Source organism: Bartonella sp. MR168JLCBS, from assembly GCF_042194175.1.
On the sequence record NZ_JBHIMP010000006.1, the window covers coordinates 71995 to 98468 of the forward strand.

Here is a 26474-nt window from a genome sequence, read left to right on the forward strand (position 1 = left end):
ATATGGCTGAGAATAAAAATCCAGAGAATACTTTAATTCTTGAAACAACAAAGGGTAGAGTTGTTATTGATCTTTTGGCTGATTTAGCGCCTTGTCATGTTGCACGTATTAAAGAACTGGTACGTGAAGGTGCTTATGATAATGTTATTTTCCATCGCGTTATTGATGGTTTTATGGCGCAAACTGGGGATGTGCAATTTGGAAAGAAGGATAGTGAAAAATTCAATTTATCACGTGCGGGTATGGGGGGGGCAGAAAAACCAAATTTAACAGCAGAGTTTTCAAATCTTTCTCATAAGCGTGGTACAGTTTCTATGGCACGTAGTCAGAATCCAAATTCTGCTAATTCTCAGTTTTTTATTTGTTTTGCAGATGCTCCGTGGCTTGATCGTCAATATTCCATATGGGGGCAGGTTGTTGAAGGTATGGAAAATGTTGATAAAATTAAACGTGGTGAACCTGTTGCAGATCCAGATTCAATTACCAAAGCCGTTATTGCTGCGGATGCAAAATAGTGTAAATTATACTGATTTCAATTGTAAGTTTCTAAGAAAAAATACTCTTTTCTGATCAATAAAGGCACACAAAACTTTTTTGTAGTATCACGCTTACCTTTTATAATTTCGAGCTAAGAATTGTCCATATATTTCCTTCAATCGGATCTTCCTGAAGAGTATAATGCAAAGGATTTGTACAAACACCTGTCAGAATAAGAAAACGCAAAGTCTGTTGTGTTATGGTTGTTGTTTGGAAAAGTGTTTTATAAAAAATTCGGCATTTCTCTTCAATTCATTGTCGGTCTATTAATGGTTTTATGATGTTACTTTCCTGAGAGAGCGTGTGCTTTTGTTGCTGCTTGTAAATCAACATCCAATCCTAATGTAGCAGCATGTTTGAAACACATATTAATACGGATAAGAGCCTTACTAGCTGCTCCAGTTTTCCTAGCAAGGTAGGAAAACAGCTTTTATATTATATATCATTGGTGTAATCTTTAAAACAAGAAGACAGTTTAATCTTAGAAGAATATAAAGGCGCAGAGGTGAAACAAATGGCTAGTCTTGCCATCTCCTTTTTAATTCAGCTTTACTTTTTTAAAAAGTATCTAAAGCAATATCATTTAAATAATGAAGGTTATGCATAGCCTTACGCTTTTATTTTTCTCGCTTTTTAATAGAGGAACGTTCCAAACGGAATATACTTATGTTGCATATTTACGTGTTTTTTAAGAAGCATTTCTCAGTGCATATCAACATTCACTTCCACAATGACGTTTATGGCGTTTATAGTTTTAAAGCTATAATAGTATAAATCTATTATGCACTACCATCTTTAAAGCTTGTGAAGGAGCAAGAGCGGGTACCATCATACGCTTTTTCAGCCTCTAATGTTACGATAGAGTTTTTGGTATTTGAGAATCTTTACAAAAAGCATTTTTAGTTTTTTTAAGTGTTTTTATTACACGTTAATTTTTTTTGTGAATTATCTCAATATTGTGAGGGGATAAATGATTATGCTCATTTGCGCTTTTATTAAGCGTGAGGATCGCCGTGCCCAGTAGATGAAAAATTTTTATCTGTAAAAGTAAAGAATATTGTAAGCTGTACAATGCGTTCAGATTTTTCTTCTATGCGTACAAAGTTACTGCTTATGGAAGTATGTGAAGATGAGATTATTGTGATAATAATTTTGCAGTTCTATTAAGGATTTAGTGCGTTAAGCGTAGGTATTTTGAGGTATGATATTATAAAGATTTTACTATTTTTCTGGAGCTAGATTATCACTTTATTATGGTGATTTCTTAACAAGAAATGTTCTTTTATCTCGTTTAATTTTTTATGCTGGTTACAATATTGAGCGAATCAAAAATTAATTCATAAAGCTTATGACAATGCTCGTAAGGGGATACCTTTTTTCTTTCTATAGAGATATGCATTGATGGAATCAAAAAGACGAGAGTTATGATAAAGACATTTCATTATAGAAAAATTGCTCAAGATGGGTATGCACGTCGAGGCGAAATTATAACGGGGCGAGGATGTGTTCGTACACCCGCATTTATGCCTGTTGGAACGGCGGGAACCGTTAAGGCTATGTATATGGATCAGATACGTGATCTTGGTGCAGATATCATTTTAGGGAATACTTATCATTTAATGTTACGTCCAGGAGCTGAACGTGTTGCGCGTTTGGGAGGATTACATGAATTTTCACGCTGGAGTGGACCTATTTTAACCGATTCTGGTGGCTTTCAGGTTATGTCATTGGCGGGAATCCGTAAAATTACTGAACAAGGTGTGATTTTTCGCTCTTACATTAATGGAGCTTACTATGAAATGAGTCCAGAGCGTTCTATCGAAATTCAAGAACTTCTTGGTGCGGATATCCAGATGCAGTTAGATCAATGTATTGCATTACCTGCAACTGAAAAAGAAATGGAAGAAGCTATGGAACTTTCATTGCGGTGGGCGCAGCGTTGTAAAACAGCTTTTGGAGATCAGCCAGATAAAGCATTGTTTGGGATTGTTCAAGGTGGTGATAATATGAAACTGCGTGAACGTTCTGCTCAAGCATTAAAAGAAATGGATTTAAAAGGTTACGCTATTGGAGGGCTTGCTGTTGGTGAGCCGCAGAGTGTTATGACAGCAGTATTGGATACTACTTGTCCGATTTTACCAGAGGATAAACCACGCTATCTTATGGGAGTAGGAACACCTGATGATATTTTACAAAGTGTTGCTCGTGGTGTTGATATGTTTGATTGTGTTATGCCGACGCGTGCAGGACGTCATGGTTTAGCTTTTACCCGCTTTGGTAGAATTAATTTGCGTAATGCGCGTTATGCAGAAGATCCACATCCTCTTGATTCGCAGTCACTTTGTCCAGCAGCACATGATTATAGTTGTGCTTATTTGCATCATTTGATCAAATCTGGTGAATCTCTTGGGGGTATGTTGTTGACTTGGAATAATCTTTTTTATTATCAACAACTGATGCAGGGAATTCGTGATGCCATTGAAGAAGGCTGTTATGCTGATTTTTGCGCTGAAACTCGTGCGCTATGGGCACAAGGACGCTAAAATATTAATCGTAATATAACGTTTCATTTTTTTATTGAATTTATTCTTGCACTTACAAATTTAGCTAAAAATATGAAATTAGAAACACCTTCCAAAATTATAAATTCCACTATCCTAAGATATAGCAGTGCGGTTTTATAGGGCATATATTCTTTTTCTAATTACTATATAAAACAGAAACTGTTACTCCGGTACGCGCTACCTGATCCGGAGAAAAACAGTTTATTTCTGTTTCTGATGACTGTTTAAAGCAACAATGTTAATGAGGCGTTAGCGAACTCTTAAAGAAGTATGAAAATTGTATTTTTATGAGCTAATTTGTGTTTTTTATTACTAAAGGTAAAGAATGGGTTATATACAACCGTATAGATAAATTTTAGAAAATTAAAAGAAAACTAAGCTAAGATTATAACATTTTAAATATTATAATTGTATATTTGAAGTTTTCATTATTTTAATATCTTAATATAAGTATTACTTACAATAGATTTATATAATATTATTAATATATAAAATAAAAAAATATATTATGTCATAAAAATTTAAACATTAATCACGATAATTACCATATTTATAAAATATCGATAAATATATTAAAATAAAAATTATTATATTTGTTTTCTGCTCTGTTTATAGAATTTATCTGAAAATAAGCATATATATTTACGTGAATATTTTAATTTAAAGATAATGAGTTAGATATCTGATGCGATTCCTCTGTTAGAGGAGGGAGGGGTAAAGCTGCCTAAAAGAGGATATTTAATAAATCTAGAAACCAAGCACTATTATCATGAGAGTTTTTAAAGGATTCTATAATAATTTATAAGAATGGCGTAAAGTTGAAATTATAGCTTATCAATTTGGATGATCTGCATTTAGATAACAAAAATAATGCAACAATAATTTTGGGAGAAGTTTTATTTTTGTATCAAGATAATGATGAGATGTGGTTCACTTGTTTGAAGTGCATTATTCGACAAATTTTAGAATTATTTATAGGGTATAGGATATCGTTGCAAAATAAAGGTTTTACTGTAAAATCGGAACTGTTGAAAAGAGGAGACAAATTTTATTATCTGGCAGATTCGATAAAAATAGGTGAATACATCTATAACTTTGAGGTTTTCAAAGATTTTCCGTTAAAGAACTTACTTAAAACTCCATAAAATGCTTTATATATCAAAATATTTCTAAAACTTTATTGGGGACTATTGGGCATGCGTATAACAATGTTTTGAATTTTTGTTTGTGTATATTACAGATATCTACAGTTAAAACTCTTATCCAGAAGTGATGATATGAGGGATTCTTATAAACAAAAAGTTCTTGCATTGGGAATTGATTCGAGAATACGGCGTTTAATAATTTTAGCTCTTGCCGTGGGGAGTTTTGCTATTGGTACTGCAGAGTTTGTTGCAATGGGGCTACTGCCAGAGATGGCACGAAGTTCATATGTTGATATTCCTACCGCTGGTCAATATATTTCTGCTTATGCATTAGGAGTTGTGATTGGAGCACCTCTTTTAGCTGTGGCAACAGCTCAGGTATCACGCAAAACTGTTTTGATAGGATTGATGCTTTTTTATGCTTTAGCAAATATTGCTAGTGCCTTTGTTTCTGATTTTAGCATATTAGTAGTATTACGCTTTCTCAGTGGACTTCCCCATGGAATCTATTTTGGACTTGCGGCTATGGTTGCCTCTTCAATGGTAGAAATGAAAGAACGTTCTAAAGCTGTTGGATATGTTATGCTTGGCTTAACAATTGCAACCGTTTTGGGAGCACCCAGTGCTACTTGGATTGGTCAACTTATTGGTTGGCAGATTGCTTTTGTCCTTGTTGGTATGATTGCTTTATTATGTTGTTTGCTTATTTGGAATTTTTTGCCTTGTGATTTAAGTTTTCCAAAAACGAATCCTTTGCACGAAATGGGTGCATTAAAGCAAAAGCAGGTATGGCTTCTTTTGTTTATGGTTTCGGTGGGAGCGTCAGGATTATTTTCTGTTTTCACTTATATCAAGTCAACATTAATGCATATTTCTGGTGTTTCACTTGAGTGGGTACCATTTATCATGCCGCTAGTTGGATTGGGAATGGTGGTAGGAAATCTCTTGGGGCCTAAATTAGCTGTTAAAATTGGTATTTCGCCGATGATATTTTTTTCTATGCTTTGGAGCGTATTTGTTTTTTTTCTTTTTTTCTTTTTATCCTATGCTCCGTTAACAGCGGCAGTAGGATGCTTTTTTGTTGGGACTTCTTTTGCTGCTATGCCTTCTATACAAACAAAAATTATGGATGTTGCACTACAGGGACAGATTTTGGCAGGAGCATTAATGCAGTCTGCTTTTAATATTGCCAACGCTCTTGGTGCAGAATCTGGAGCATTAGTTTTAAAATTGGGCTATAGTTATGAATATACAGCTATTTTAGGAAGTGTTCTGACTTTGTGTGGATTAATGATTTTTTGCGTCTCATGGTATATGGAGAAGCATACTTAACATTTCTTTTAACTATTAAGAGAAAAAATATTTTTTTATTTATTTAGTTATTTGATTGTCCTGTTGGGTTTTTTAATATGCTATAGGAAACGCGTAGAGCAAATGGAATACCAAGACAAAATAAAAGACCGATGAGTACGACAAGAAGAGTCTTGGCGGCTGAAATCATTCCTACTATTCCTCCAGGATTAAAGAGACCAGCAAAATTGGTGATTGTTCCTGCAAGTGTTGCACTTAACGCGGCTGAAAATAGCTGTACAGAGGTAAGGGATTCGCTAGCACGTAGAGTATCTTCATTGTTTGCACATTGTAAGATCCGTGTTAACAAATGCGGCCACGCTATGCCTGCGCTAATCCCGATAGAAAACAATGCTAAGCAAATGATAAAAATATGTTCAGATGTAGAATCTTTTATTGGAATGAGCCATAAAAGACTGCTTATACCGAAAAGGCTTAATATGGGGGAATACACAATAATGCTGCGAACTTTTTTTGCGGATATACCAGCACTTGATAGAGAACCGCATGTCCAGCCTAAGCTCATGAGTGACGCTATATAACCAGCAATAAGTGGGGCTTGTCCATGAAGCTCTTGAAGAAAAAGTGGAAAATAAAGCTCTACGCTATACACGACTGTCGTCATAACGAGTATCAATGCATAAATAGAAAAAAACTCAGAAGAGAAGGAAAAGGATTTATGCGGTAACATGGGATGAAGTGTGGATGATTCGATCTTTGCTAGAACAAAGAAAAGGGTTAATCCAATAACTAATCCGCAAATTTGCGCAATTGTGGTATTTATAGCACTACCAGCAGAAATAATAAAAATTAATAAGATGAGTATGGAGAGTTGTAGGAGAGGAAAAGGGGATGTTGGAATCTCTCTTTCATTTTCTTTTGGTAAAACTTTAAGAGCTATGAGCAAGAAGATTATCGCTAATATGCCGATAACCCAAAAGGATGCTCTCCATACGCCATAATGTACAGAAATGCCACCGATAGCTGGTCCTAACAAGGTTGATATTCCCCACATTCCAGAGATGATACTCAATGCATGTGACCATACAGATGGACTAAAAACAAGACGCACCATAGAATAGGATAGGGATAGTAAAGAGCCGCTTCCAAATCCTTGAATAAAGCGCCCTATTAAAAATAATGGCATAGCCGAAGCTGTAGCACATATGAAGGTACCAAAAGTAAAAATAAAACCAGAGATCACATAAGCTTTGCGAGGACCTGTTTTCTCTAATATTTTTGTTGCAAGCGAAGTCCCAAGGAGCGACGCTGTAATAAAAACAGTTGCCACCCAAGAATAATACAGTCCATCGCCAAGATCACTCATAAGAGAGGGTAAAATAGTAATAACCACATAAACGTTAGTAGCGTGCAACACTACACCGCCTATAAACGTTAAAAAGCGAATACCATTTTTACCTAATAAAAGTGCAGACCAGCTTTTTTTTTTCACTGTTTTTGCTATTCAGTAAAGAGTTGACCTTTTTTATTTATAAGGCAGTTATCTGAATTTGCCAAGAAAAGATTCAAAGCCCTCCTTTCGCAGAGCTTTGGAATTTAAATGAAGTGATAACTTAATTGTTCACAGCTTTTTTAAGATTTTCATCAATTTTATCAAGAAAACCTGTTGTAGAAAGCCATTTTTGTTTAGGTCCAATCAAAAGCGCGAGATCTTTGGTCATAAAACCTTCTTCAACGGTCTTAATACAAACTTCTTCTAATGTTTTGGCGAAGTTTTTTAATTTCTCGTTGTTATCTAGTTTAGCACGGTGCGCCAGTCCACGTGTCCATGCGAAAATAGATGCGATAGAATTTGTTGATGTTTCTTCGCCTCTTTGATGCTGACGGTAATGGCGTGTTACTGTGCCGTGTGCTGCTTCTGCTTCAACAATTTTACCATCTGGTGTCATAAGAACAGAGGTCATGAGACCAAGGGAACCAAAGCCTTGAGCAACAATATCAGATTGAACATCACCATCATAGTTTTTACATGCCCATACATAGCCCCCTGACCATTTAAGTGCAGAAGCAACCATATCATCAATGAGGCGGTGTTCGTAATATAATTTACGGTTTTCAAATTCAGTTTTAAATTCCGTATCAAATATTTCTTGAAAGATATCTTTAAAACGACCATCGTAAGTTTTTAGAATGGTATTTTTTGTTGAAAGATAAACTGGAACATTCCGTTGTAGTCCATAATTAAAGGATGCGCGGGCAAAATCACGAATTGACTCGTCAAGGTTATACATAGCCATAGCAACCCCTGCGCTTGGGGCATCAAAAACATCATGTTCAATAACTTGATTGTCATCACCTACAAATTTAATACTTAATTTCCCTTTTCCTGGAAATTTAAAATCTGTTGCCTTGTACTGATCACCAAAAGCGTGACGTCCGATAATAATTGGCTTTGTCCAGTTAGGAACAAGGCGAGGGACGTTTTTACAGATAATGGGTTCGCGAAAAATGACTCCTCCTAAAATATTGCGAATTGTGCCATTAGGTGATTTCCACATTTTTTTTAGGTTAAATTCTTTAACGCGTGCCTCATCAGGTGTGATGGTTGCACATTTTATACCAACCCCATATTTTTTGATAGCATTGGCAGAATCGATTGTTACCTGATCATTGGTTGCATCACGATTTTCGACGGAAAGATCATAATATTTGAGATCAATGTCGAGATAGGGATGGATTAATTTATCTTTGATATATTTCCAGATGATACGGGTCATCTCATCCCCATCAAGTTCAACAACGGGGTTTTCTATTTTGATCTTTGCCATTAGAAGTCCTTTTTTTTTAAGCGATACTACTTTATAGCACTTTCAAGTTTATAATGAAAAGTAAAAACAAGGGAAAAAAGCATTCAAATATGAGCTTTTAGAATATATTATCAATTTTTAGAATATATTATCAATAGAGTGTAAATTTTGTTGGAGGGTTTAATTTTTGAATAGAAGTTTTTTGAAAAGAAGTGATGTGTTTGCAAATCTATAATTATTCTATGATTGATGAAGAATCTGTTTAATAGATAAGGTAGTTAGATCACTGGGGGCAGGGATTATGCATTTTTATTATCAGAGTTTCCATTTAATAAGTTGATCGTATTCTAAATTATAGTTTCTTGATTTGTTGTGTTAGGTGAATAAGAATCTATTTTTATATCGCATTTCAATTCTAAGATTACGGTCTGCTTGTTTATAGAAAAGTTTAATGTGATGCACAGGCACTGTAATTAGAAATGCTTCATATAAAATGCGTTTTGGGGTAAATTTCAGTTTTGAAGGTTGGAAGAAACGTATAAATGATGTGGCTGGTTTTAATTTAAAAATTAACGGTATACGCAAGAATATGGCTTATAAACTCACCGGATCACGAGCTAGAACCCTCTAATTTTTATATTTTATCGATTTTTATTGTTATTAACTGTGCGCAGTAAAACACTATCCTCGAAATGCAACAAAGAAATCAGTTATCTAATGATTCTTGTATCTTTTTTACGAAGAGATCCCTTTAAAAATCTTATTCCCTCGTTTTTATTTATGCATTCCTCATTTTTTAAAATACGAATAAAATGAATGTATTACACATAGAAAAAAAGATGATGGTACGCCCAAGGGGAATCGAACCCCTGTTTCCGCCGTGAAAGGGCGATGTCCTAACCGCTAGACGATGGGCGCAAACCATTGATGAGGCTTATAGAGAGGATCTTTTTACTTCGCAAGCCCTCTGTGTCATTTTTTTTGAAAAAAGTGTGTTTTATTGAATAATTTTTGAGCAATTCCTGTTTGGATTGTTTCTTTTCAGTTTGAGTAGTAGGCAAAAATGATCAAAATATTATTTTAAATGTGTTTATTTTTTGCATATTTTATCGTTTGTTATCTTTGCTTGCACATGAGAATATTATTTAACTTGCCTGAAAGAGCCTTTATACAGAAGATTTCTCATTTGAACTTATCATAAAGCAAAAAACTGTATAATTTGTGAAGTAAAAAGACAATATTTATTACCAAATAAACAAATAATACCAATCATACAAAAGTTTTTTGAGGCATAAGCCATAGCTTAGTTTCAGTTTTAAAAATATAAATAGATTCTGTATGATGAAAATGAAAATATTAAAGCAATTTTTACAGAATATATTAAAAATATTTTTCTTATCTTTACTTTTACATGTTTATAAGGAAATTAAAATTAAAACCCCTTCATTTGTTCCCTCAAATGTTGAGAAGGTTATTTATTTGAAAATGAATTAGCATGGGTAAAGGGTAGATTGAGGTTTTTGTCATTTCAATTCGCTAGTTTTTCAAAGGGGTGGCAGTAAGTTTAGGTAAAATATTTGAGTTTTGCAAATTTATTCTCCATATTTATAACATTTCAGAATTATGGTGTGCACATATTAAGTCTTGTTTTTTACTTTAATGTAAGGTTCTATTTTGATATATAAGTGCATTAAGATTTTTGCATTAAAGATTTATATTTCAAACTATGGAATGGTAGGAAGAAATGTGTTATTATTTACTGATCTACTTTGTTTTATCCATTCTCTTAATTTATCATATGAAAGAATGTTTTTTGTTCCGTATTTGTTAATTTAGAAGAGATGTTTTTATTCTTTCTTACTAAGTCCTTAATATTCTTTAACTTGTTATTGATTATTTTTTAGAACTTTTCTTTATGGCAACTTGCATTTATCAGTTTTACAGATTTTTATTCTGAATTAGATATTTTATAAAGATTCTGAAATCTTTGAAGACAATAAATATTATATTTTTAGGAATGTTGATTGAACAAGCGGGGATAATTCTATTGGAGAACATGAAGTGAATAGAGCGGAATATTTCTTTTGTTCTTATGGATTTAAGTACTCTTTGTGTTGATTGGCACATCATTTAAACGATTTTTCAGTGAAGATAGGGATCAGTGGTTAATAATGGCAGAAGCTTTAAAAGTTGGTGTTGCGGGACTTGGTACGGTTGGTACTTCAGTTGTTCGAGCTCTATGTGAAAAAGCGAATAGTTTAGCTTGTCAATGTGGGCGATTTATCAAAGTCGTTGCTGTTAGTGCGCGCGATAAAAACCGTAATCGTGGAATTGATCTCAGTGATATAAAATGGTTTGATTCAGCTGTGGAGTTGGCTGCTTCTAATGAGATTGATGTTTTTGTAGAGTTAATTGGTGGTGAATTGGATGTGGTGTACACCGCTGTTAAGAGAGCGCTTGAGGCGGGACATCATGTTGTAACAGCCAATAAAGCCCTTCTTGCTCGACATGGAGTAGAGCTGGCTATAATTGCAGAAAAAAAAGGTATTTTTCTTCATTTTGAAGCAGCTGTTGCAGGGGGAATTCCTGTTATCAAAGCGATGAGAGAATCACTTGTCAGTAATCACATATCTCGAATTTATGGTATTCTCAATGGAACCTGTAATTATATATTAACACGCATGTTTACGGAAGGTCTTTCATTTAAAGATTGTTTAGCAGATGCACAGAGACTTGGGTATGCTGAAGCAGATCCAAGTTTTGATATTGAGGGAAATGATACTGCTCATAAATTAGCTTTGTTGACAAGCTTGGCATTTGGAACAGCTGTTTCGTTAGATGATGTTTATGTTGAAGGAATTCATAATATTTCGCAAATTGATATTCGAGCAGCTGATGAATTAGGGTATCGGATTAAGCTTTTAGGGGTTGCATTAAAAACGGATTCTGGAATAGAGCAACGCGTTCATCCGACAATGGTACCAACATCTTCAATGATTGCACAGATAAATGGCGTAACCAATGCTCTTTCTATTCAAAGTGATTTATTAGGTGAATTACTGTTTTCTGGTCCTGGCGCCGGAGGAATGGCAACAGCATCAGCCGTTATTGGTGATTTGGCTGATATAGCAAAAGCGCGTTCTGGTTTTCAGTATGCACCTGTTTTAAGACGTCCAGCATTAGAACTTACTCCTCATAAAAAAGCACGTATTTCTCATCATGCAGGGGGTTATTTTATTCGTTTAAATGTTCATGATCGTACTGGTGTTTTTGCCGCGGTTGCAAGGCATATGGCTGATAATCACATCTCATTGGAGTCGATTGTTCAAAGATCTTTTGTAGAAGATCAAATTGAAAAAACAATTATTTTAATTACGCATGAAACAACAGAGGTGAATGTACGACAGGCACTTGCAGAAATTGAAAAAGATGGACATCTTGTTGCAAAATCTCAATTTATTCGTATTGAGCCTATGGCAGAGAATTGATAACTTTCTTGATAATGACAAAAAGGCAAGCTTGAGTTCTTTTGTCTCTTGTGGAAAATTTTCATCTTTGCCAAAAACTTTATTCTTAGTATTTAATAAGGACTCATATTTTTTCTGGTATTCATTCGGTAGGATTTTTTCATATGCCCACAACTCAGAAGATTTTAAATGGACTTGATCGTATTTTGACGCTTGAATTGGTACGTGTTACTGAACGTGCTGCTGTTGCTGCTGCACGCTGGCGCGGGCGTGGCGATGAAAAAGCTGCGGATCAGGCTGCTGTAGATGCAATGCGGCAGGAACTTAATCGATTGCCTATTGATGGTACAGTGGTGATTGGTGAAGGTGAGCGGGATGAAGCGCCTATGCTTTATATTGGAGAAAAAGTAGGTCTTCAAAGTGGATTGGCGATCGATATTGCACTTGATCCATTAGAGGGAACAACACTTTGTGCTAAAAATATTGCCAATTCTTTGGCAGTAGTTGCAATTGCTGAAAAAGGTAATCTCCTTTACGCTCCTGATGTTTATATGAAAAAAATTGCTATTGGTCCTGGTTATCCAAAGGGAGTAGTAGATATAGATGCTTGTCCTACCGATAATATCCATGCTCTTGCGAAGGCTAAAGGAGTGGCTGTTAATCAGATTGTTGTTTGTATTATGGATAGGCCTCGTCATGAAAAATTAATTAATGAAGTACGAGCGACAGGGGCATCGATTCGCTTGATTGGGGATGGAGATGTTGCTGCTGTTATTGATACAACTGATCCAGAAGAAACAGGTATTGATATCTATATGGGGATTGGGGGAGCACCTGAAGGTGTTTTAGCTTCTGCTGCTTTGCGCTGCATTGGAGGACAGATGCAAGGTCGTTTGCTGCTAGATACAGAAGAGAAAATTGCTCGTGCAGCTAAAATGGGGATTAGTGATCCCAATAAAGCTTATACAATGGAAGAAATGGCAAAGGGTGATGTTTTGTTTGCAGCAACAGGGGTGACAGATGGCAATATGCTTTCTGGTGTTAAATTTACATCTCGTTACATTCAAACGGAAACTCTCGTAATGCGCTCCCATACGGGTACAGTCCGTAATATTAAAGCGCAGCATAGAGATCATTCAAAATTTGATTAATGTTTTCTTTTTTCGTCATTAAAAATAGAGGGAGTTTTTTAGGAAATACGCTTCCATGAATCTATTTTCATGGAAGCATTTATAGATATGAGAATATCTTATTATTATGAGAGCTGGACAGAATGAACCCAGCCATTTTTATCTTCTATGTTCCCTTTTTGAAGGCCAACCAATTGTGTACGAAGCTGCTTTGTAACTTCTCCAACTGTTTCATTTCCAATAATAAATTCTCCCCCTTTATATTTAAAACGACCAATTGATGTGACAACGGCAGCTGTACCACAAGCAAAGACTTCTTTAAGGTGTCCACTCTTTGCATCTTCTTGAAGCGCTGCAAAAGAATAAGGACGCTCTTCTATTTTTAATCCCATTTGTTGAGCTAATCTTAAGATTGAATCACGAGTTATCCCTGGAAGAATAGTGCCGTTAAGCGCAGGGGTTACAAGTGTACTATCTGCCATAATAAAGCAGACATTCATACCACCAAGTTCTTCAATCCATTTATGTTCAATCATATCAAGAAAGAGTACTTGGCTACAATTATTTTGCGTTGCACACTTTTGTGCCAGTAAGCTTGCTGCATAGTTTCCGCCACATTTTGCAGCGCCTGTGCCCCCTGGACCAGCGCGGCTATAATCTGTTTCAATCCATACACTGACAGATTTTTCTTCTCCTTTGAAATAGGATTCAACTGGAGAGGCTATGATACAAAAAAGATATTCTTGAGAAGGGCGGACTCCCAAAAAGTTTTCATTGCCAAACATAAATGGACGGATATAGAGGCTAGCGTTGGGATGATCAGAAACCCATTTTTGATCAATTTTTACTAATTGATGAACGGCATCCAGAAAAATATCTTTTGGCAATTCTGGCATAGCTAAACGCCTCGCTGATTCTATAAAGCGTTGTGCATTGGCATCAGGACGGAAGAGCAAGATGCGCCCATCTTTTGCTCGATATGCTTTTAAACCCTCAAAAATTTCCTGTCCGTAATGTAAAACGGTACTTGCAGGGTTAATTTCTAAAGCTTTGTATTGAGAAATGATGGCATTATGCCAGCCTTTGTCTTCAGTCCATTGAATAGTACACATGTGGTCTGTAAAAAATTGACCAAAACCGGGATTTTTTAAAATTTCTTCACATTTTTCTTCTGACAGAGGAGATGGGTGTTTTTCTATTTTAAAGGGAAGCGACGATATAGGAGATTTCATAAAAAACCTTTTGAGTATGTTTCATTTTTATTAATAAAAATAATGAGATATTTTGATCACAACTCTATTATTAACAAAACCTTTGTGTCAATGTTTTATTATAAAACACAAAGAGGTTTATTATAGAATTCAAAGGCTATTATAGATATTTTAATTCTACTCTCACCTCTTTTTCTCAACTTTATAAAGTAAGCTGGAACTTTTTTCTATAATTATCGTTTTCTCAAAATAGGTATCTGAATAATTTCATATATGCATATTGTCTAGAAATTAAAAGGTAAGGGAATTGAGAAAAGGAATCTACTATGATTGATAAAAATTATCACACATATGAAGAACGTATGGCAGCAGAAAGAAGAGATAGTGAACAACGTGTTTCAATTGCTAAGGGTATTTTTGCTATTCTTCTTGCGGTCGTTATTATCTGGTTTGTTTTTGGTTTTTTAGGATCTTTTTTTGCAAAATCTCCTGAACATAGTTCGCGTTATAATACTCCAGAAACAAGCCAAAGCGTAACAACGCCCAAAAAAGATTTAAATTCGCTTCCTTCTGTACCTTATACTTATAAGGGTACGTAGTGATTTTTTCATAAATATAATCTTTTAGATAGGACGCAAATCGACGTAGATTAAAGAATAAAGTCAGAACAAAGACATAAAAAAGATTAGACGATTTTAATTTCTGAAGTTTTTGATAAGTAATTAAATGGTATGGAAATAAATAATGCAACGGTTTTAACAACCGTTGCATTATTGGTTTAGCGTGTGATGAAGCAACTTCCTCCAGAACTTTTAATGGATTCACAAAGGATTATGGCTTCATTACGGTCTTGTGTTTGAATCCGAACACGGTAATAAGTACCTTTTCCTGGTATAAAAGCGGGTTGAATATTTAAAGAACGGGCACCGATAAGGAATCCAAATTTAGATTTCATATTTTTTAAAGAACTTCTAGCTAGCTCATGCGTTGGCTGAGATGCAAGTTGTACGTAATAACTTTCTGAATTTTGTGCTGCGACTCTGTTTGGTGATGTGGGGCGAGATGCGGCGGGTGTTTCAACTTGTGTATTTCTTTCTGCATGAGAAGGAATAGGGATAAATTTTTCTTCAATATTTGAGCTAGAAGTATTTTCTGCGATTATTTTATCAATATTATTTTTGAGATCAAGGTCTATTTCTTGATTGTTTATATCCGAATCATGCGACGAAACAAGGGACGAATCTTGAAGTTCATTAGGAGTTTGATCAATGTTTTCTTCAGATTGAGCAGCAGTTTTGCTCTTTGTTTGATGTACGGGAGCTAGTGTAACTGTACCATCTTGATTTACAATAACAGTTTGTACTTCTTGCGTGGGAATAGTATGGTTTATGGCTTCTGTGACTGCATCTTCAACATCAGATTCATTTAAAGAAGAAGATGAAGCGTTTGAAGATTCTTCAGAATTTAATTCTTTTAAATTTTCAGGTTGTTCAGAGTTATCAATAAGAAATTGTTGTGTGTTTTCTTGTTTTTCATTTTGTTCAGTTGTTTGTTTATAGATATCTAAATTATGTGCAACATCATTTTTCGGTTCAGTTGTTTCTGGTTTGAATTTAAAAGGCGCATTATCAGCGTGGATAATGATCGTTTCTTCATTTTTTTGTGATGGCATAAAAAAGTGCGAATAACCAGCAAATCCAATTCCTATTAAAATAAGTATAAAAATACCTTTAATGAAAGTTTTACCAAAAATAAAACTTTTTAAGGGAGGAGGAGCTGGTGGATGCGTGGGAACTTCATTTGAGCTTGTGTATGATGAATTCTCGCTAAAAGGGGGAAAATTATATTCCATATTGGCAGAAGAAAAATAGTCGGAATTTTGTTCTTTAGAGTTTATATAAACACTTTCTTTTGAATTTTGCATAGACTGATGAAAAACCTCACTAAAAACCTCATTTTTCTGTTGTTTTTGAGAAAAATTATCCGTTGGGACATTTCCTACATTAAGTACATCAGCAAATTCTTCTTCTAAACCACCACTAGTTGGCACATCATATTCTGGCGCTTCATACGGGACTTCTGGAACCATAATAGGGCCAGTTTTTTCTACGATTTCCTCTGAAAATTTATAAGTATCAACATTGGGAGGGGGAGTATCTCTGTGCGTATAGTTATGGGCAAAAAAGCCATCCGTTTGTTTTGTATTCAAAGAGGCTGATGAGGAAAGAAACTCATCTGAATTATTTTCATTATATGAAATTTCTCTATTTGGGTTAGAGGTACCTTCGGTGTTATTGATGTATTGGGCTTGAGCCTCATTATATATTGGAACTTTTTCGCTATAAGTTTCTTGTTGTGAAGGGTTTTTTTCAAAAAAATGGGGATAATTGGTTGTATGATCCTCTTGTGAAGCCCCCTTTAAATAAGATTGTCTATCAACTGGTGGAGAATCCAAAGGTGAGGAGAATGTACTTTTTGTTTGATTTCTTGCAGTGTTTTGTCTTTCTGACATAAGGTTAGAAGATGAGAAAAACTCATTTGCCTCTGTAGAAGAGGAGATATCAGGATAAGAAGAGGAGACATCAGAATAATCTTTTTTGATCCAATTTTCTTGATCAGCTGAAATTTTATAGGGATGGTTTACAGGAGTGTCATAGAGGTTTTGATTGTCATCATAAGTTTGTTGTATATTCGTAGTTTTAGGCTGTTGTGAATTTGTTTGTGAAAACCGATTGGTTTGTTCAACAGATTCTGGAATCTCTTTCTTATTTTCGCGCCTTTCAGATTTATCAAAAAAGAAATTTTCTGATTCTGATCGTGAAATAAGATTATTTTTTTTAAGAAACGGATCAGCACTGGTTGCTGTTGTTTTCTGTTGAGGGGATTGATTCTTTGGGATTGGTAATGGAGAAAGCTCATCTAAAATTTGTTCTTCATCATGACTGCTAGGTGAAGAATATTTCTCTTCAGATAAATTATTTTGTTTTGAATGGTTGAAAGAAACAGTTTGTGCAATATCTGAGGCTGTTGCGTTGCTGGTTGCATGCAAGTCCCATTGTTTTTTTTGATCATCAAACGGTAAGTCATGTGCTAAATTATTTTCAAGTTCCTCTTCTAGAAAGGACAAATCAAAATCATCATCATGGGATGATGTTTCGGGGTGAGATGTTGATCGATCTGTCTGTAAAGAAGATTGCTCATTTTGGTTTCCGCTTTGTTTGTGCGGATTAAAAATGCGCGTAAGCCTTTCCAAAGGATCATGGTGTTCATGATCGTGTTTTGTTTCGTGTAGATTTTTGCGATCGTTATCGCTCATAGCTTTTCTCACATGGTGATTTGCATCTGCGTGCAATCAATGGTTGATTTTGATTTGTTAGATTAAAATTATAAATTTTCCCCCTCTCATGCAAGGATACATGAAAAAGTTTATCAATAGAGTACCTATTGTATGTATTTATAGAACTTTTTCAACGCATTTCTATTGGTGCTTCGACTCCTATGATGGTAAGTCCTGATGATAAAATATTGATAACAGCTTGTATCAACCCCAATCTTGCAAAGGATAACTCTTTATCATCAGGTTGAATAAAGCGTAAATTGAGATTTTCACTCCCTTTATTCCAATGGGTGTGAAAGCTGGAAGCAAGGTCATAAAGATAAAACGCTAATCGATGCGGTTCCTTATGAACGACGGCCTGTTCAATGATACGTGGATATTCAGAAAGTTTGCGTATTAACAATATTTCATGGTCATCTGTTAATCGATGAAGATGGGCGATTAATGTATCATTTGAAAAGCTTTTAATATGAAGCGCTTCTTGTGCTTGACGAAAGACTGAGTGACAACGTGCACTTGCATATTGTACGTAAAAGATGGGGTTATCTTTTGATTGTTCTGTTACTTTTGCAAAATCAAAATCAAGAGGTGCTTCACACTTACGGTATAGCATCATAAAACGCACAGGATCACGCCCAACCTCTTCGACAACATCGCGTAGAGTGACAAAAGATCCTGCTCTTTTTGACATGCGTACAGGATGACCGTTGCGAAAAAGTTTTACCAATTGACATAAGAAGACGCTTAATTTAGCTTTATCCCCAGAAATTGCTTTTGCCATTGCCTCTAGCCGCTTTACATAGCCAGCATGGTCTGCGCCTAGAATATAAATCATTTCATCAAAATGACGATTAAATTTATCCCGAAAATAAGCAACATCAGCAGCAAAATAAGTGTAAGAACCATCAGATTTAACTAAAACACGGTCTTGGTCATCACCAACATTTGTTGAACGGAACAAAGTTTGTTCACTTGGTTCCCAATCTTCTGTATTTTGTCCCTTGGGAGGGGGGAGTTTTCCTTTGTAGATATAACCATTTAAAGTGAGGTCGTTGATGGTGTTACGAATGGCGCGTGCATTATCTGCATAAAGCATTCGCTCAGAAAAAAAGATATCATGATAAATATTAAGAGCAGCCAAATCTTCGCGAATCATGGTCATCATTGCATGAATTGCACGTTCTTTTACAAGAGATAAGGCTTCATCTTTATCCATCGTGAGGAGTTGATCACCAAACTCTTGAGCAAGCGATTGTCCCAATGGTATCAAGTATTCTCCAGGATAGAGCCCTTCTGGAATTTCATTAATTTCTTGCCCAAGAGCCTCACGATAGCGCAATAGTACAGAGTGGGCGAGGACTTCGATTTGTTGACCAGCATCATTGATATAATATTCTTTTGTAATGTTATAGCCCGTAAATTGCAGCAAATTGGAGAGAACATCTCCAACAACCGCTCCGCGGCAGTGTCCTACGTGCATTGGTCCTGTCGGATTTGCTGAGACATATTCAACATTGACGCGTTTTCCTTGTCCCATTGGGATACGACCATAAGAAGTGCCTGATTCAAGCATGGATTTTATAGCATCTTGCCAAAATAATTTTGTAAGCTTTATGTTTATAAAACCAGGACCGGCAACATCTATATTTTCGATAGAGGAATCATTTTTAAGAAGTTCTATGATTTTATCTGCAAGTGCACGTGGATTGATTCCAATAGATTTTGCAAGCACCATAGCAGCATTGGTTGATAAATGACCATGGGAGGAATCACGCGGAGGATCAACAGTGATTTTTGATAAATCTAGATCTTCTCCATTTTTTCCTTTTATATCAGATAATTCAATTGATCTCTTAATTTTTTTTTCGAAGTTTTTAAAGATATTCATATTTAGCTTCCATGATGATGCCAAAAGCCATTAGACGAAATTATCTGTATGGTCAAATAAACGGTGATATTCACGTAGAGCGTAGTGATCTGTCATGCCTGAAAGAAAATCAGCAATCAAACGTGCTAACTCTTGATTTTTTAAGTGCACTGTTTTGCTCTGCCAACTTTCAGGCATTGTATTTGGATTTTCATAATAACAATTGAATAATTTTTGTACAATGCATTTTGCTGCATTGCGACGACTAAGAACTTGTTCATGGTAGTAAAGATTTTTAAATAAAAAGTTTTTTAGTTCTTTTTCATAAACGGTCATTGTTGGTGAAAAGGTAACAATAGTTTGTTTTGCTTGGTGAATATCGTTTATGCTTGTTGGTTTGATGCGTGCTAAATTTTCTTGTGATTGTTTGATAACATCTTCAACCATGGTTGTTATTTGTCTTCGTACAAGTGTGTAACCGCGACGCGCTTGGTCGAGGTGGGGATGCTCATCTGTTATATCTTTTAATATTGCTGCTGTTAGTGAAACATGTTCAAATTGATCGAGTGTTAAAAATTGCGAACGTAGACCATCATCAATATCATGCGCATTGTATGCGATATCATCTGCAATAGCAGCACATTGCGCTTCTAGTCCTGCAAAACAATCGAGTGCAAGGTCTTGCTCTGCATTGTATTGTAAAATATCGATAGGAACCTCCTTATTCTTCGCGTGAGGACCTAAAAGGGGACCATTATGCTTTACAAGTCCTTCGAGGGTTTCCCATGTAAGGTTAAGTCCATCAAAATTTGCATAGCGCTGTTCTAGTTTTGTGACAATGCGTAATGCTTGTGCATTATGATCAAAGCCGCCATAATGTACCATGGCTTCATTAAGTGCATCTTCTCCAGCATGGCCAAAGGGCGTGTGTCCAAAGTCGTGAACAAGGGCAATGGCTTCGGCAAGGTCTTCATCAAGGCACAGGGCACGGGCTAATGTTCTTGCAATTTGAGAGACCTCTATGGAATGGGTTAGGCGAGTACGATAATGATCGCTTTCATCAGCAATAAACACTTGCGTTTTATGTTTAAGACGTCGAAATGCATTAGAATGGATAATACGATCTCTATCTCGTTGAAAAGGTGAGCGTGTGGTGCTCATCGTTTCATGGAATAATCTACCACGGCTTGTTTGCGGATGAGCACTGTACACTGCTCGAGATTGGTAATTGAAGTTGATATTGCCTATATCCATTGCAAGCTGCCCATTATCATTTTAAAATTGAGAGTGGTTTATGACAAATAAACTTCTCTTTGAGTATGGGATACTCTTTCTTGATGGTTTAATGCAAGGATATATAAAATGAATGTGAAAATTTCAGATGTTGCTGCCCAAAAAATTGCACAGATACTTTTGCGTGAACCCGATAAAATAGCATTACGTATTTCTGTTGAAGGTGGTGGGTGTTCTGGTTTTTCTTATAAATATGACTTGGTTTCTGACATGTGTAAAGATGACCTCGTTCTCAAAAAAAATGGGGCAGTTGTGTTTATTGATTTACTATCACTTCCTTTCATGGAAGGAGCTGAGATTGATTTTGTTGATGATCTTATGGGGCAGTCTTTTCAAATCCACAATCCCAATGCTGTTTCATCATGTGGTTGTGGTGTAAGTTTTTCAATCTAAAATGATGGCTTTGTGATATTGTTTCTTGAAAAAAATATCATGTTGGTCAACAATGTGAAAATGGGTATTCTTATAAAAATAGTGCACCGATGTGTATGGTTGTGCGTGGTGCTTACTTTATTGATCTGGAGTCACTGTGCTTTTTCTGAAGAAGAAGGGCAAGATCAGCAGCAGGGACAATCAAGGAGTTTTATTGTAAAGTCTCAAGAGCAGGGAAAAGAAAATTTAGCATCTCAAACACAACTCATTTTGAATGCTCGATTAACAAATAGTCATCCGGGTATTGAAAAAGGGCTTGTCTGGCGGGTTTATGCCCCTATTTTAGGGATTGATAATAAATTACCATTAGTGGCAATCCATAAGGGGGGAAGTGCACGTTTTGATCTCGAACCAGGAAGTTATCTTGTTCATGTCTCATTTGGTCATATGAGTGCTGTGCGCCATATTCGCCTAGAAAATGGACAGAGTCTTGTAAAAAACTTTAATCTTGAGGCTGGTGGTGTCATTTTAAATGCAACACTGCTTAATGGTGTAATGAATGAAAAGGAATTACGTTTTACCATTTATGAGGATGAAAAAGAAAATGATGATACGGGGGTGATTTTATCAAATGTTAAACCCCAATCAGTTGTACGTTTAAAAGCTGGACGCTACCATGTTGCTTCCCATTATGGTTCTATTAATGCGACGGCTCGTTCCGATATTCAAGTGGATGCTGGTAAAATGACAGAAGTTACCCTTGAACATCAGGCTGCTCAGATTGTCTTAAAGCTGGTACGACAAGAAGGAGGGGAAGCGCTTGCAGATACAAGTTGGTCTCTTGCCAATGATTCTGGTGATATCGTTTATGAAACAGTTGGTGCTTATGTTTCACTCGTGTTAGCGGAGGGAGAGTATATTGCAATTGCTAAAAATAAAGATAAAATCTATCAAAAAGTTTTTTCAGTCGTTTCTGGTCATGATGAAGATATAAGTGTGGTGGCGAATGAGCAAAATATGCAACGAATTGATGAAGATGTGGATTGATCGTTGTCATGGGGGTAAACTATGATGAGAGACGGGGTATGAGTTTTGATTGAAATTTCAACAGTTGGTGTGTTTTTTGCTGGGGCACTCTCTTTTTTGTCGCCCTGTGTTTTGCCATTAGTTCCTCCTTATTTGTGCTATATGGCAGGTGTTGGTATTGATGATTTTCGTTCAGAAAATCGTGATGAGAAAGTCTTTATACGGTGGGCTTTATTGTCTTCTGTTATTGCTTTTGTTCTCGGGTTTACGACTGTTTTTGTTGCTTTAGGTGCCAGTGCTAGCACAATTGGGAAATTCATTGGTTATTATCGTGATTGGTTCGCCCTTGCTGCTGGAATTGTCATTATTATTTTTGGTTTAAATTTTTTGGGGATTTTCAAGATCGCTTTTTTATTTCGTGAAGCGCGTTTTCAGACCAAAAAAACACCTGCTGGTCCTTTAGGCGCGTATATTATTGGGTTAGCTTTCGCTTTTGGTTGGACACCGTGTATTGGCCCCATTTTAGGCCCTATTATAACGCTTGCTGGAACAAAAGAAACTGTGGGAGAGGGAGCTGTTCTATTAGCGGTTTATGCATTAGGTCTTGCTATTCCTTTTATGTTGGCAGCTTTATTTTCGAGCAGTTTTATGCGATTTTTAGGAGCTTTTCGTATTCATTTAGGAAAAGTTGAAAAAATTATTGGTGTTTTTCTTATTCTTACAGGGATTTTGTTTTTAACAGGCTCTATGCAGGATCTTTCATTTTGGCTTTTAGAACATTATCCTTCGTTGAGTTATATTGAAGATATTCGTTGGCACGATATTATGAATTTTTTTGGATTTTCTCGTTAGTCTTATGTGTTTTTATGGTTAGAAGTTGTCTTTCTATTGTTCTTGCTGCAGGTGAAGGGACACGCATGAAATCGTCTCTGCCTAAGGTACTTCATAAAATTGCTGGATTGCCTCTTATATGCCATGTTCTAAAACAAATAGAATTGGCAGGCTCTTCACAATTAGCAGTCGTTGTGGGATTTGGTGCTAAGGAGGTTACGCACGTTGTTCAGTCATTTGTAAAAGATGCGATGATTTTTGAACAAAAAGCGCGTTTAGGAACAGCTCATGCTGTTTTATCTGCTCGTTTAGCTTTGCAAAAGGAAGTGGATGATATTCTCATTGTTTTGGGGGATACGCCTCTCATTCAGCAAGATTCATTGCACCAAATGCGTGCACAGCTTGCTGATGGAGCAGATGTTGTTTTTGCAGGTTTTCATACCCAAAATCCAACAGGTTATGGGCGTCTTCTCGAGAAAAATGGTCAATTGATCGCAATTGTAGAAGAAAAAGACGCTAGCGATGAAGAAAAAAAGATTTCTTTTTGTAACGGTGGAATACTCGCTATGCGTGGAAAACATGCACTTTCTCTTTTAGAGAAGGTTGGTAATAACAATGTGAAAAAAGAATATTATTTAACAGATATTGCTGCTCTTGCAACACGCGAAGGATTAGATGTGCGTGTTGTTGAAGTTCCTTTTGAAGATATTGTAGGAATTAATAACAGTCTTGAGCTTTCTGAGGCTGATTCTTTGTGGCAAAAACGTAAAGCGCGCGATTTAATGTTATCGGGTGTTACACTCTTAAAACCAGAGACACTCTATTTTTCTTATGATACAGAAATTGAACCAGGGGTGGTGATAGAACCAAATGTTTATTTTGGATTAAGCGTGAAAGTACAATCTGGTGCTGTTATTCATGCATTTAGTTATCTCGAGGGTGCTGTGGTTGGTAAGGATGCACAGATTGGTCCCTATGCACGTTTGCGTCCTGGAACAGAGTTGGCGAAGTCCGTAAAGATTGGAAATTTTTGTGAAGTCAAACAAGCTAAGGTAGGAGAATCTTCTAAAATCAATCATTTAAGTTATATTGGTGATGCCGAAATTGGTGCACATACCAATATTGGAGCCGGTACGATTACTTGCAATTATGATGGATTTAACAAATATAAAACCATGATTGGTGATTATGCTTTTGTTGGGTCTAATACGGCACTTGTTTCCCCATTAGTAATAGGGGATGGCTCTTATGTTGCTTCAGGAAGTGTTATTACTGAAAATATTCCTATGAACAGTATGGCTTTTGGGCGTGCACGACAGGTTATAAAAGAGGGCTATGCGACAAAATTTCGAGAGCGCTTGTTAGAAAACAAACAGAAAAAATGATTATTTTCAGTCTATTCCTTTGTTTCGTGTGAATCTAACGATGGATAGGATGTTTATTCTTAAAGATTGCCGTACTCCATGTTTGAATTATTTTATTATTTATAGTTTTAAATAAAGGCTGTTGGATTGTTTTATAAGATTTAAATCTTAAGATGTGGGTTGGAGCTTTTTAATGTGTGGAATTATTGGAATTATTGGAAAGAGGTGTGTTACGTCCTCTTTGGTTGAGGGGTTAAAACGTCTTGAATATAGAGGGTATGATTCATCTGGGGTGGCAACAGTCCATAATGGGCATCTTTATCGTGTACGTGCTGAGGGGAAGCTTGTTTATTTAGAAGAAAAATTAAAAAAAACACCTCTTGAGGGAAGTTTAGGGATTGGTCATACCCGTTGGGCTACGCATGGAATTGCTGTTGAACGCAATGCGCATCCCCATGTGACTGAAAAGCTTGCGATTGTTCATAATGGTATTATTGAAAATTTTGTAGAATTGCAAAAGGAACTCATAGAAGATGGTTATATCTTTGAAACAGAGACGGATACGGAAGTTATTGCACATTTAATAACGCGTGCATTAAAAGAAGGTCTTTCTCCGCAAGAAGCTGTACGTACCAGTTGGAAAAGGCTGCAGGGGGCTTTTGCTATTGTTCTTATTTTCGAAGGTGAAGATAACCTTATGATTGCGGCTCGTTCTGGTCCACCTCTGGCAATTGGTTATGGAAAAGATGAATTTTTTGTGGGGTCAGATGCGATTGCTTTGGCACCATTCGTTGATCATATTAGCTATATGGAAGATGGGGATTGGGCTGTTCTCACACGGGAAGGCGTCAAAATTTATGATGTATATAATCAACCGGTAAAACGTCCTGTGACAACATTACTTGAAGAGGCTTTATTGATTTCTAAGGGTAATCATCGTCATTTTATGCACAAGGAAATGTTTGAACAACCTGAAGTGATTTCTCATAATTTGGCGCATTATCTTGATCTTGGAAATTATGCCGTTCGATCATTTGAGAATTTGATTGATTGGAAAAATATTCATCGTCTCCTTTTTGCGAGTTGTGGAACGGCTTATTATTCAACCTTAGTTGCGCGCTATTGGTTTGAGAAATTTGCCGCTTTAAGTGTTGATAATGATGTTGCTTCGGAGTTTCGTTATCGTGAACCTCCTATAACGTCTGATGTGTTGTCGCTGTTTGTTTCTCAATCTGGTGAGACAGCTGATACATTGGCTTCTTTGCGTTATTGTCGTGAGCGGGGTGTAAAAACAGCAACAATTGTGAATGTAGAGCAATCAACAATGGCAAGGGAGGCTGATTTTATTCTCCCAACACTTGCCGGACCGGAAATTGGTGTTGCGTCAACAAAAGCTTTTACCTGTCAATTGGCAACGCTTGCTTCACTAGCACTTAGTGCTGCTAAACAACGTGGCTATCTCTCGGTTCAAATGGAACAGCAATTGGTTCAACAATTGGCAGAAGTTCCACGTATTTTAAATGAGGTCTTAAAATTAGAGAGCAAAATTGAATGTATTTGTCGTGATTTAGTGAATGCAAAAAGTGTTCTTTATCTGGGACGTGGGACTTCTTATCCGATTGCTTTGGAGGGAGCCCTTAAATTGAAAGAGCTTTCTTATATTCATGCTGAAGGTTATGCGGCGGGTGAGTTGAAGCATGGACCAATTGCTTTGGTGGATGAGACAATACCTGTTATTGTTGTTGCACCTTATGATCGGTGGTTTGAAAAAACTTTTTCTAATATGCAAGAAGTGGTAGCACGTAATGGTCGTATTATTTTAATAACCGATAAAAAAGGAGCAGAAGTAGCTTGTCTTAAGACTTTATCAACGATCACTTTGCCAGAAGTTCCAGAATTTATTTCTCCTATTATTTATGCACTCCCTGTTCAGTTAATCGCTTATCATACGGCTGTTTTATTAGGAACAGATGTCGATCAACCCCGTAATTTAGCAAAATCAGTCACGGTTGAATAAAAGTATATTTCTGAATCTTTGGGAGAATAATCAAGTGTAAGAAATTGATTTATAATGATAGCTTATTTTTTTCACTTTTCTCTGTTGAACGAGAATATCGGAGACGGGATTTTTCTTTCTAAATTCTTTACGATAAAATAAAAAATATTTTCTGACCTGTCAAAAAATAGATCAGCTATGTGAATATAATGATAG

17 protein-coding genes and 1 tRNA gene are annotated in these 26474 nt (G+C 36.0%); 11 read left to right on the plus strand and 7 right to left on the minus strand.

The window, feature by feature from the left end:
• The first annotated feature begins 2 nt into the window (after positions 1-2).
• From ACFIK8_RS05550 to ACFIK8_RS05560, 3 genes are all read left to right on the plus strand, one after another.
• Positions 3-515 (plus strand): peptidylprolyl isomerase, encoded by a 513-nt coding sequence (locus ACFIK8_RS05550; RefSeq protein ID WP_375635877.1) that lies wholly within the window; start codon positions 3-5, stop codon positions 513-515.
• 1446 nt (positions 516-1961) lie between these two features.
• Positions 1962-3080, plus strand: coding sequence for a tRNA guanosine(34) transglycosylase Tgt (tgt, locus tag ACFIK8_RS05555; protein WP_375635878.1), 1119 nt, complete (start codon positions 1962-1964; stop codon positions 3078-3080).
• Between the two features lie 1298 nt (positions 3081-4378).
• Positions 4379-5578, plus strand: coding sequence for an MFS transporter (locus ACFIK8_RS05560; protein ID WP_375635879.1), 1200 nt, complete (start codon positions 4379-4381; stop codon positions 5576-5578).
• Positions 5579-5621: 43 nt separating this feature from the next.
• Here the strand turns inward: ACFIK8_RS05560 and ACFIK8_RS05565 are convergent, their stop codons facing one another.
• From ACFIK8_RS05565 to ACFIK8_RS05575, 3 genes are all read right to left on the minus strand, one after another.
• Positions 5622-7049 (minus strand): MFS transporter, encoded by a 1428-nt coding sequence (locus ACFIK8_RS05565; RefSeq protein ID WP_375669022.1) that lies wholly within the window; start codon positions 7047-7049, stop codon positions 5622-5624.
• 121 nt (positions 7050-7170) lie between these two features.
• Complete coding sequence (locus ACFIK8_RS05570) at positions 7171-8385, minus strand: NADP-dependent isocitrate dehydrogenase (protein ID WP_375635881.1); 1215 nt, start codon at positions 8383-8385, stop codon at positions 7171-7173.
• 822 nt (positions 8386-9207) lie between these two features.
• A tRNA-Glu gene (locus tag ACFIK8_RS05575) sits at positions 9208-9282 on the minus strand.
• 1253 nt (positions 9283-10535) lie between these two features.
• Here ACFIK8_RS05575 and ACFIK8_RS05580 point away from each other — a divergent pair.
• Complete coding sequence (locus ACFIK8_RS05580; protein WP_375635882.1) at positions 10536-11852, plus strand: homoserine dehydrogenase; 1317 nt, start codon at positions 10536-10538, stop codon at positions 11850-11852.
• Between the two features lie 143 nt (positions 11853-11995).
• Positions 11996-12982, plus strand: coding sequence for a class II fructose-bisphosphatase (glpX, locus tag ACFIK8_RS05585; RefSeq protein ID WP_015856516.1), 987 nt, complete (start codon positions 11996-11998; stop codon positions 12980-12982).
• Positions 12983-13086: 104 nt separating this feature from the next.
• Here glpX and ACFIK8_RS05590 read toward each other — a convergent pair whose 3' ends face one another.
• Positions 13087-14193 (minus strand): branched-chain amino acid aminotransferase, encoded by a 1107-nt coding sequence (locus ACFIK8_RS05590; protein ID WP_015856515.1) that lies wholly within the window; start codon positions 14191-14193, stop codon positions 13087-13089.
• Between the two features lie 305 nt (positions 14194-14498).
• Between ACFIK8_RS05590 and ACFIK8_RS05595 the strand changes: the two genes are divergently transcribed.
• Positions 14499-14771, plus strand: coding sequence for a membrane protein (locus ACFIK8_RS05595; RefSeq protein WP_015856514.1), 273 nt, complete (start codon positions 14499-14501; stop codon positions 14769-14771).
• 179 nt (positions 14772-14950) lie between these two features.
• Here ACFIK8_RS05595 and ACFIK8_RS05600 read toward each other — a convergent pair whose 3' ends face one another.
• The 3 genes from ACFIK8_RS05600 to ACFIK8_RS05610 all read right to left on the minus strand — a co-directional run bounded on the left by ACFIK8_RS05600 (position 14951) and on the right by ACFIK8_RS05610 (position 20630).
• Positions 14951-17488, minus strand: coding sequence for an SPOR domain-containing protein (locus ACFIK8_RS05600; RefSeq protein ID WP_375669023.1), 2538 nt, complete (start codon positions 17486-17488; stop codon positions 14951-14953).
• A 151-nt stretch (positions 17489-17639) separates the two neighbouring features.
• Entirely contained in the window at positions 17640-19397 is a 1758-nt protein-coding gene (argS, locus tag ACFIK8_RS05605; RefSeq protein ID WP_375635884.1) for an arginine--tRNA ligase, read from the minus strand.
• A 30-nt stretch (positions 19398-19427) separates the two neighbouring features.
• A complete protein-coding gene (locus ACFIK8_RS05610; RefSeq protein ID WP_273788204.1) occupies positions 19428-20630 on the minus strand; it encodes a deoxyguanosinetriphosphate triphosphohydrolase in 1203 nt (400 codons plus the stop codon).
• A gap of 108 nt (positions 20631-20738) precedes the next feature.
• Between ACFIK8_RS05610 and ACFIK8_RS05615 the strand changes: the two genes are divergently transcribed.
• The 5 genes from ACFIK8_RS05615 to glmS all read left to right on the plus strand — a co-directional run bounded on the left by ACFIK8_RS05615 (position 20739) and on the right by glmS (position 26279).
• Positions 20739-21062 (plus strand): HesB/IscA family protein, encoded by a 324-nt coding sequence (locus ACFIK8_RS05615; RefSeq protein ID WP_375635885.1) that lies wholly within the window; start codon positions 20739-20741, stop codon positions 21060-21062.
• 39 nt (positions 21063-21101) lie between these two features.
• Positions 21102-22088 carry a carboxypeptidase regulatory-like domain-containing protein gene (locus tag ACFIK8_RS05620; RefSeq protein ID WP_375635928.1) on the plus strand — a complete coding sequence of 329 codons (987 nt, stop codon included), beginning with the start codon at positions 21102-21104 and terminating at the stop codon, positions 22086-22088.
• Positions 22089-22133: 45 nt separating this feature from the next.
• Entirely contained in the window at positions 22134-22919 is a 786-nt protein-coding gene (locus ACFIK8_RS05625) for a cytochrome c biogenesis CcdA family protein (RefSeq protein WP_273788202.1), read from the plus strand.
• Positions 22920-22933: 14 nt separating this feature from the next.
• Positions 22934-24283 (plus strand): bifunctional UDP-N-acetylglucosamine diphosphorylase/glucosamine-1-phosphate N-acetyltransferase GlmU, encoded by a 1350-nt coding sequence (gene glmU / locus ACFIK8_RS05630; RefSeq protein WP_375635886.1) that lies wholly within the window; start codon positions 22934-22936, stop codon positions 24281-24283.
• 172 nt (positions 24284-24455) lie between these two features.
• The gene (gene glmS / locus ACFIK8_RS05635) at positions 24456-26279 is read left to right on the plus strand and encodes a glutamine--fructose-6-phosphate transaminase (isomerizing) (protein WP_375635887.1); all 1824 of its coding nucleotides are present in this window, start codon (positions 24456-24458) and stop codon (positions 26277-26279) included.
• Positions 26280-26474 lie beyond the last annotated feature (195 nt).

What these genes read in the sequence shown, in the direction of transcription:
- ACFIK8_RS05550 (WP_375635877.1), top strand. Translation starts at nt 3, where the DNA reads ATGGCTGAGAATAAAAATCCAGAGAATACTTTAATTCTTGAAACAACA.
- tgt (WP_375635878.1), top strand. Translation starts at nt 1,962, where the DNA reads ATGATAAAGACATTTCATTATAGAAAAATTGCTCAAGATGGGTATGCA.
- ACFIK8_RS05560 (WP_375635879.1), top strand. Translation starts at nt 4,379, where the DNA reads ATGAGGGATTCTTATAAACAAAAAGTTCTTGCATTGGGAATTGATTCG.
- ACFIK8_RS05570 (WP_375635881.1), bottom strand. Translation starts at nt 8,385, where the DNA reads ATGGCAAAGATCAAAATAGAAAACCCCGTTGTTGAACTTGATGGGGAT.
- ACFIK8_RS05580 (WP_375635882.1), top strand. Translation starts at nt 10,536, where the DNA reads ATGGCAGAAGCTTTAAAAGTTGGTGTTGCGGGACTTGGTACGGTTGGT.
- glpX (WP_015856516.1), top strand. Translation starts at nt 11,996, where the DNA reads ATGCCCACAACTCAGAAGATTTTAAATGGACTTGATCGTATTTTGACG.
- ACFIK8_RS05590 (WP_015856515.1), bottom strand. Translation starts at nt 14,193, where the DNA reads ATGAAATCTCCTATATCGTCGCTTCCCTTTAAAATAGAAAAACACCCA.
- ACFIK8_RS05595 (WP_015856514.1), top strand. Translation starts at nt 14,499, where the DNA reads ATGATTGATAAAAATTATCACACATATGAAGAACGTATGGCAGCAGAA.
- ACFIK8_RS05600 (WP_375669023.1), bottom strand. Translation starts at nt 17,488, where the DNA reads ATGAGCGATAACGATCGCAAAAATCTACACGAAACAAAACACGATCAT.
- argS (WP_375635884.1), bottom strand. Translation starts at nt 19,397, where the DNA reads ATGAATATCTTTAAAAACTTCGAAAAAAAAATTAAGAGATCAATTGAA.
- ACFIK8_RS05610 (WP_273788204.1), bottom strand. Translation starts at nt 20,630, where the DNA reads ATGGATATAGGCAATATCAACTTCAATTACCAATCTCGAGCAGTGTAC.
- ACFIK8_RS05615 (WP_375635885.1), top strand. Translation starts at nt 20,739, where the DNA reads ATGAATGTGAAAATTTCAGATGTTGCTGCCCAAAAAATTGCACAGATA.
- ACFIK8_RS05620 (WP_375635928.1), top strand. Translation starts at nt 21,102, where the DNA reads ATGTTGGTCAACAATGTGAAAATGGGTATTCTTATAAAAATAGTGCAC.
- glmU (WP_375635886.1), top strand. Translation starts at nt 22,934, where the DNA reads ATGGTTAGAAGTTGTCTTTCTATTGTTCTTGCTGCAGGTGAAGGGACA.
- glmS (WP_375635887.1), top strand. Translation starts at nt 24,456, where the DNA reads ATGTGTGGAATTATTGGAATTATTGGAAAGAGGTGTGTTACGTCCTCT.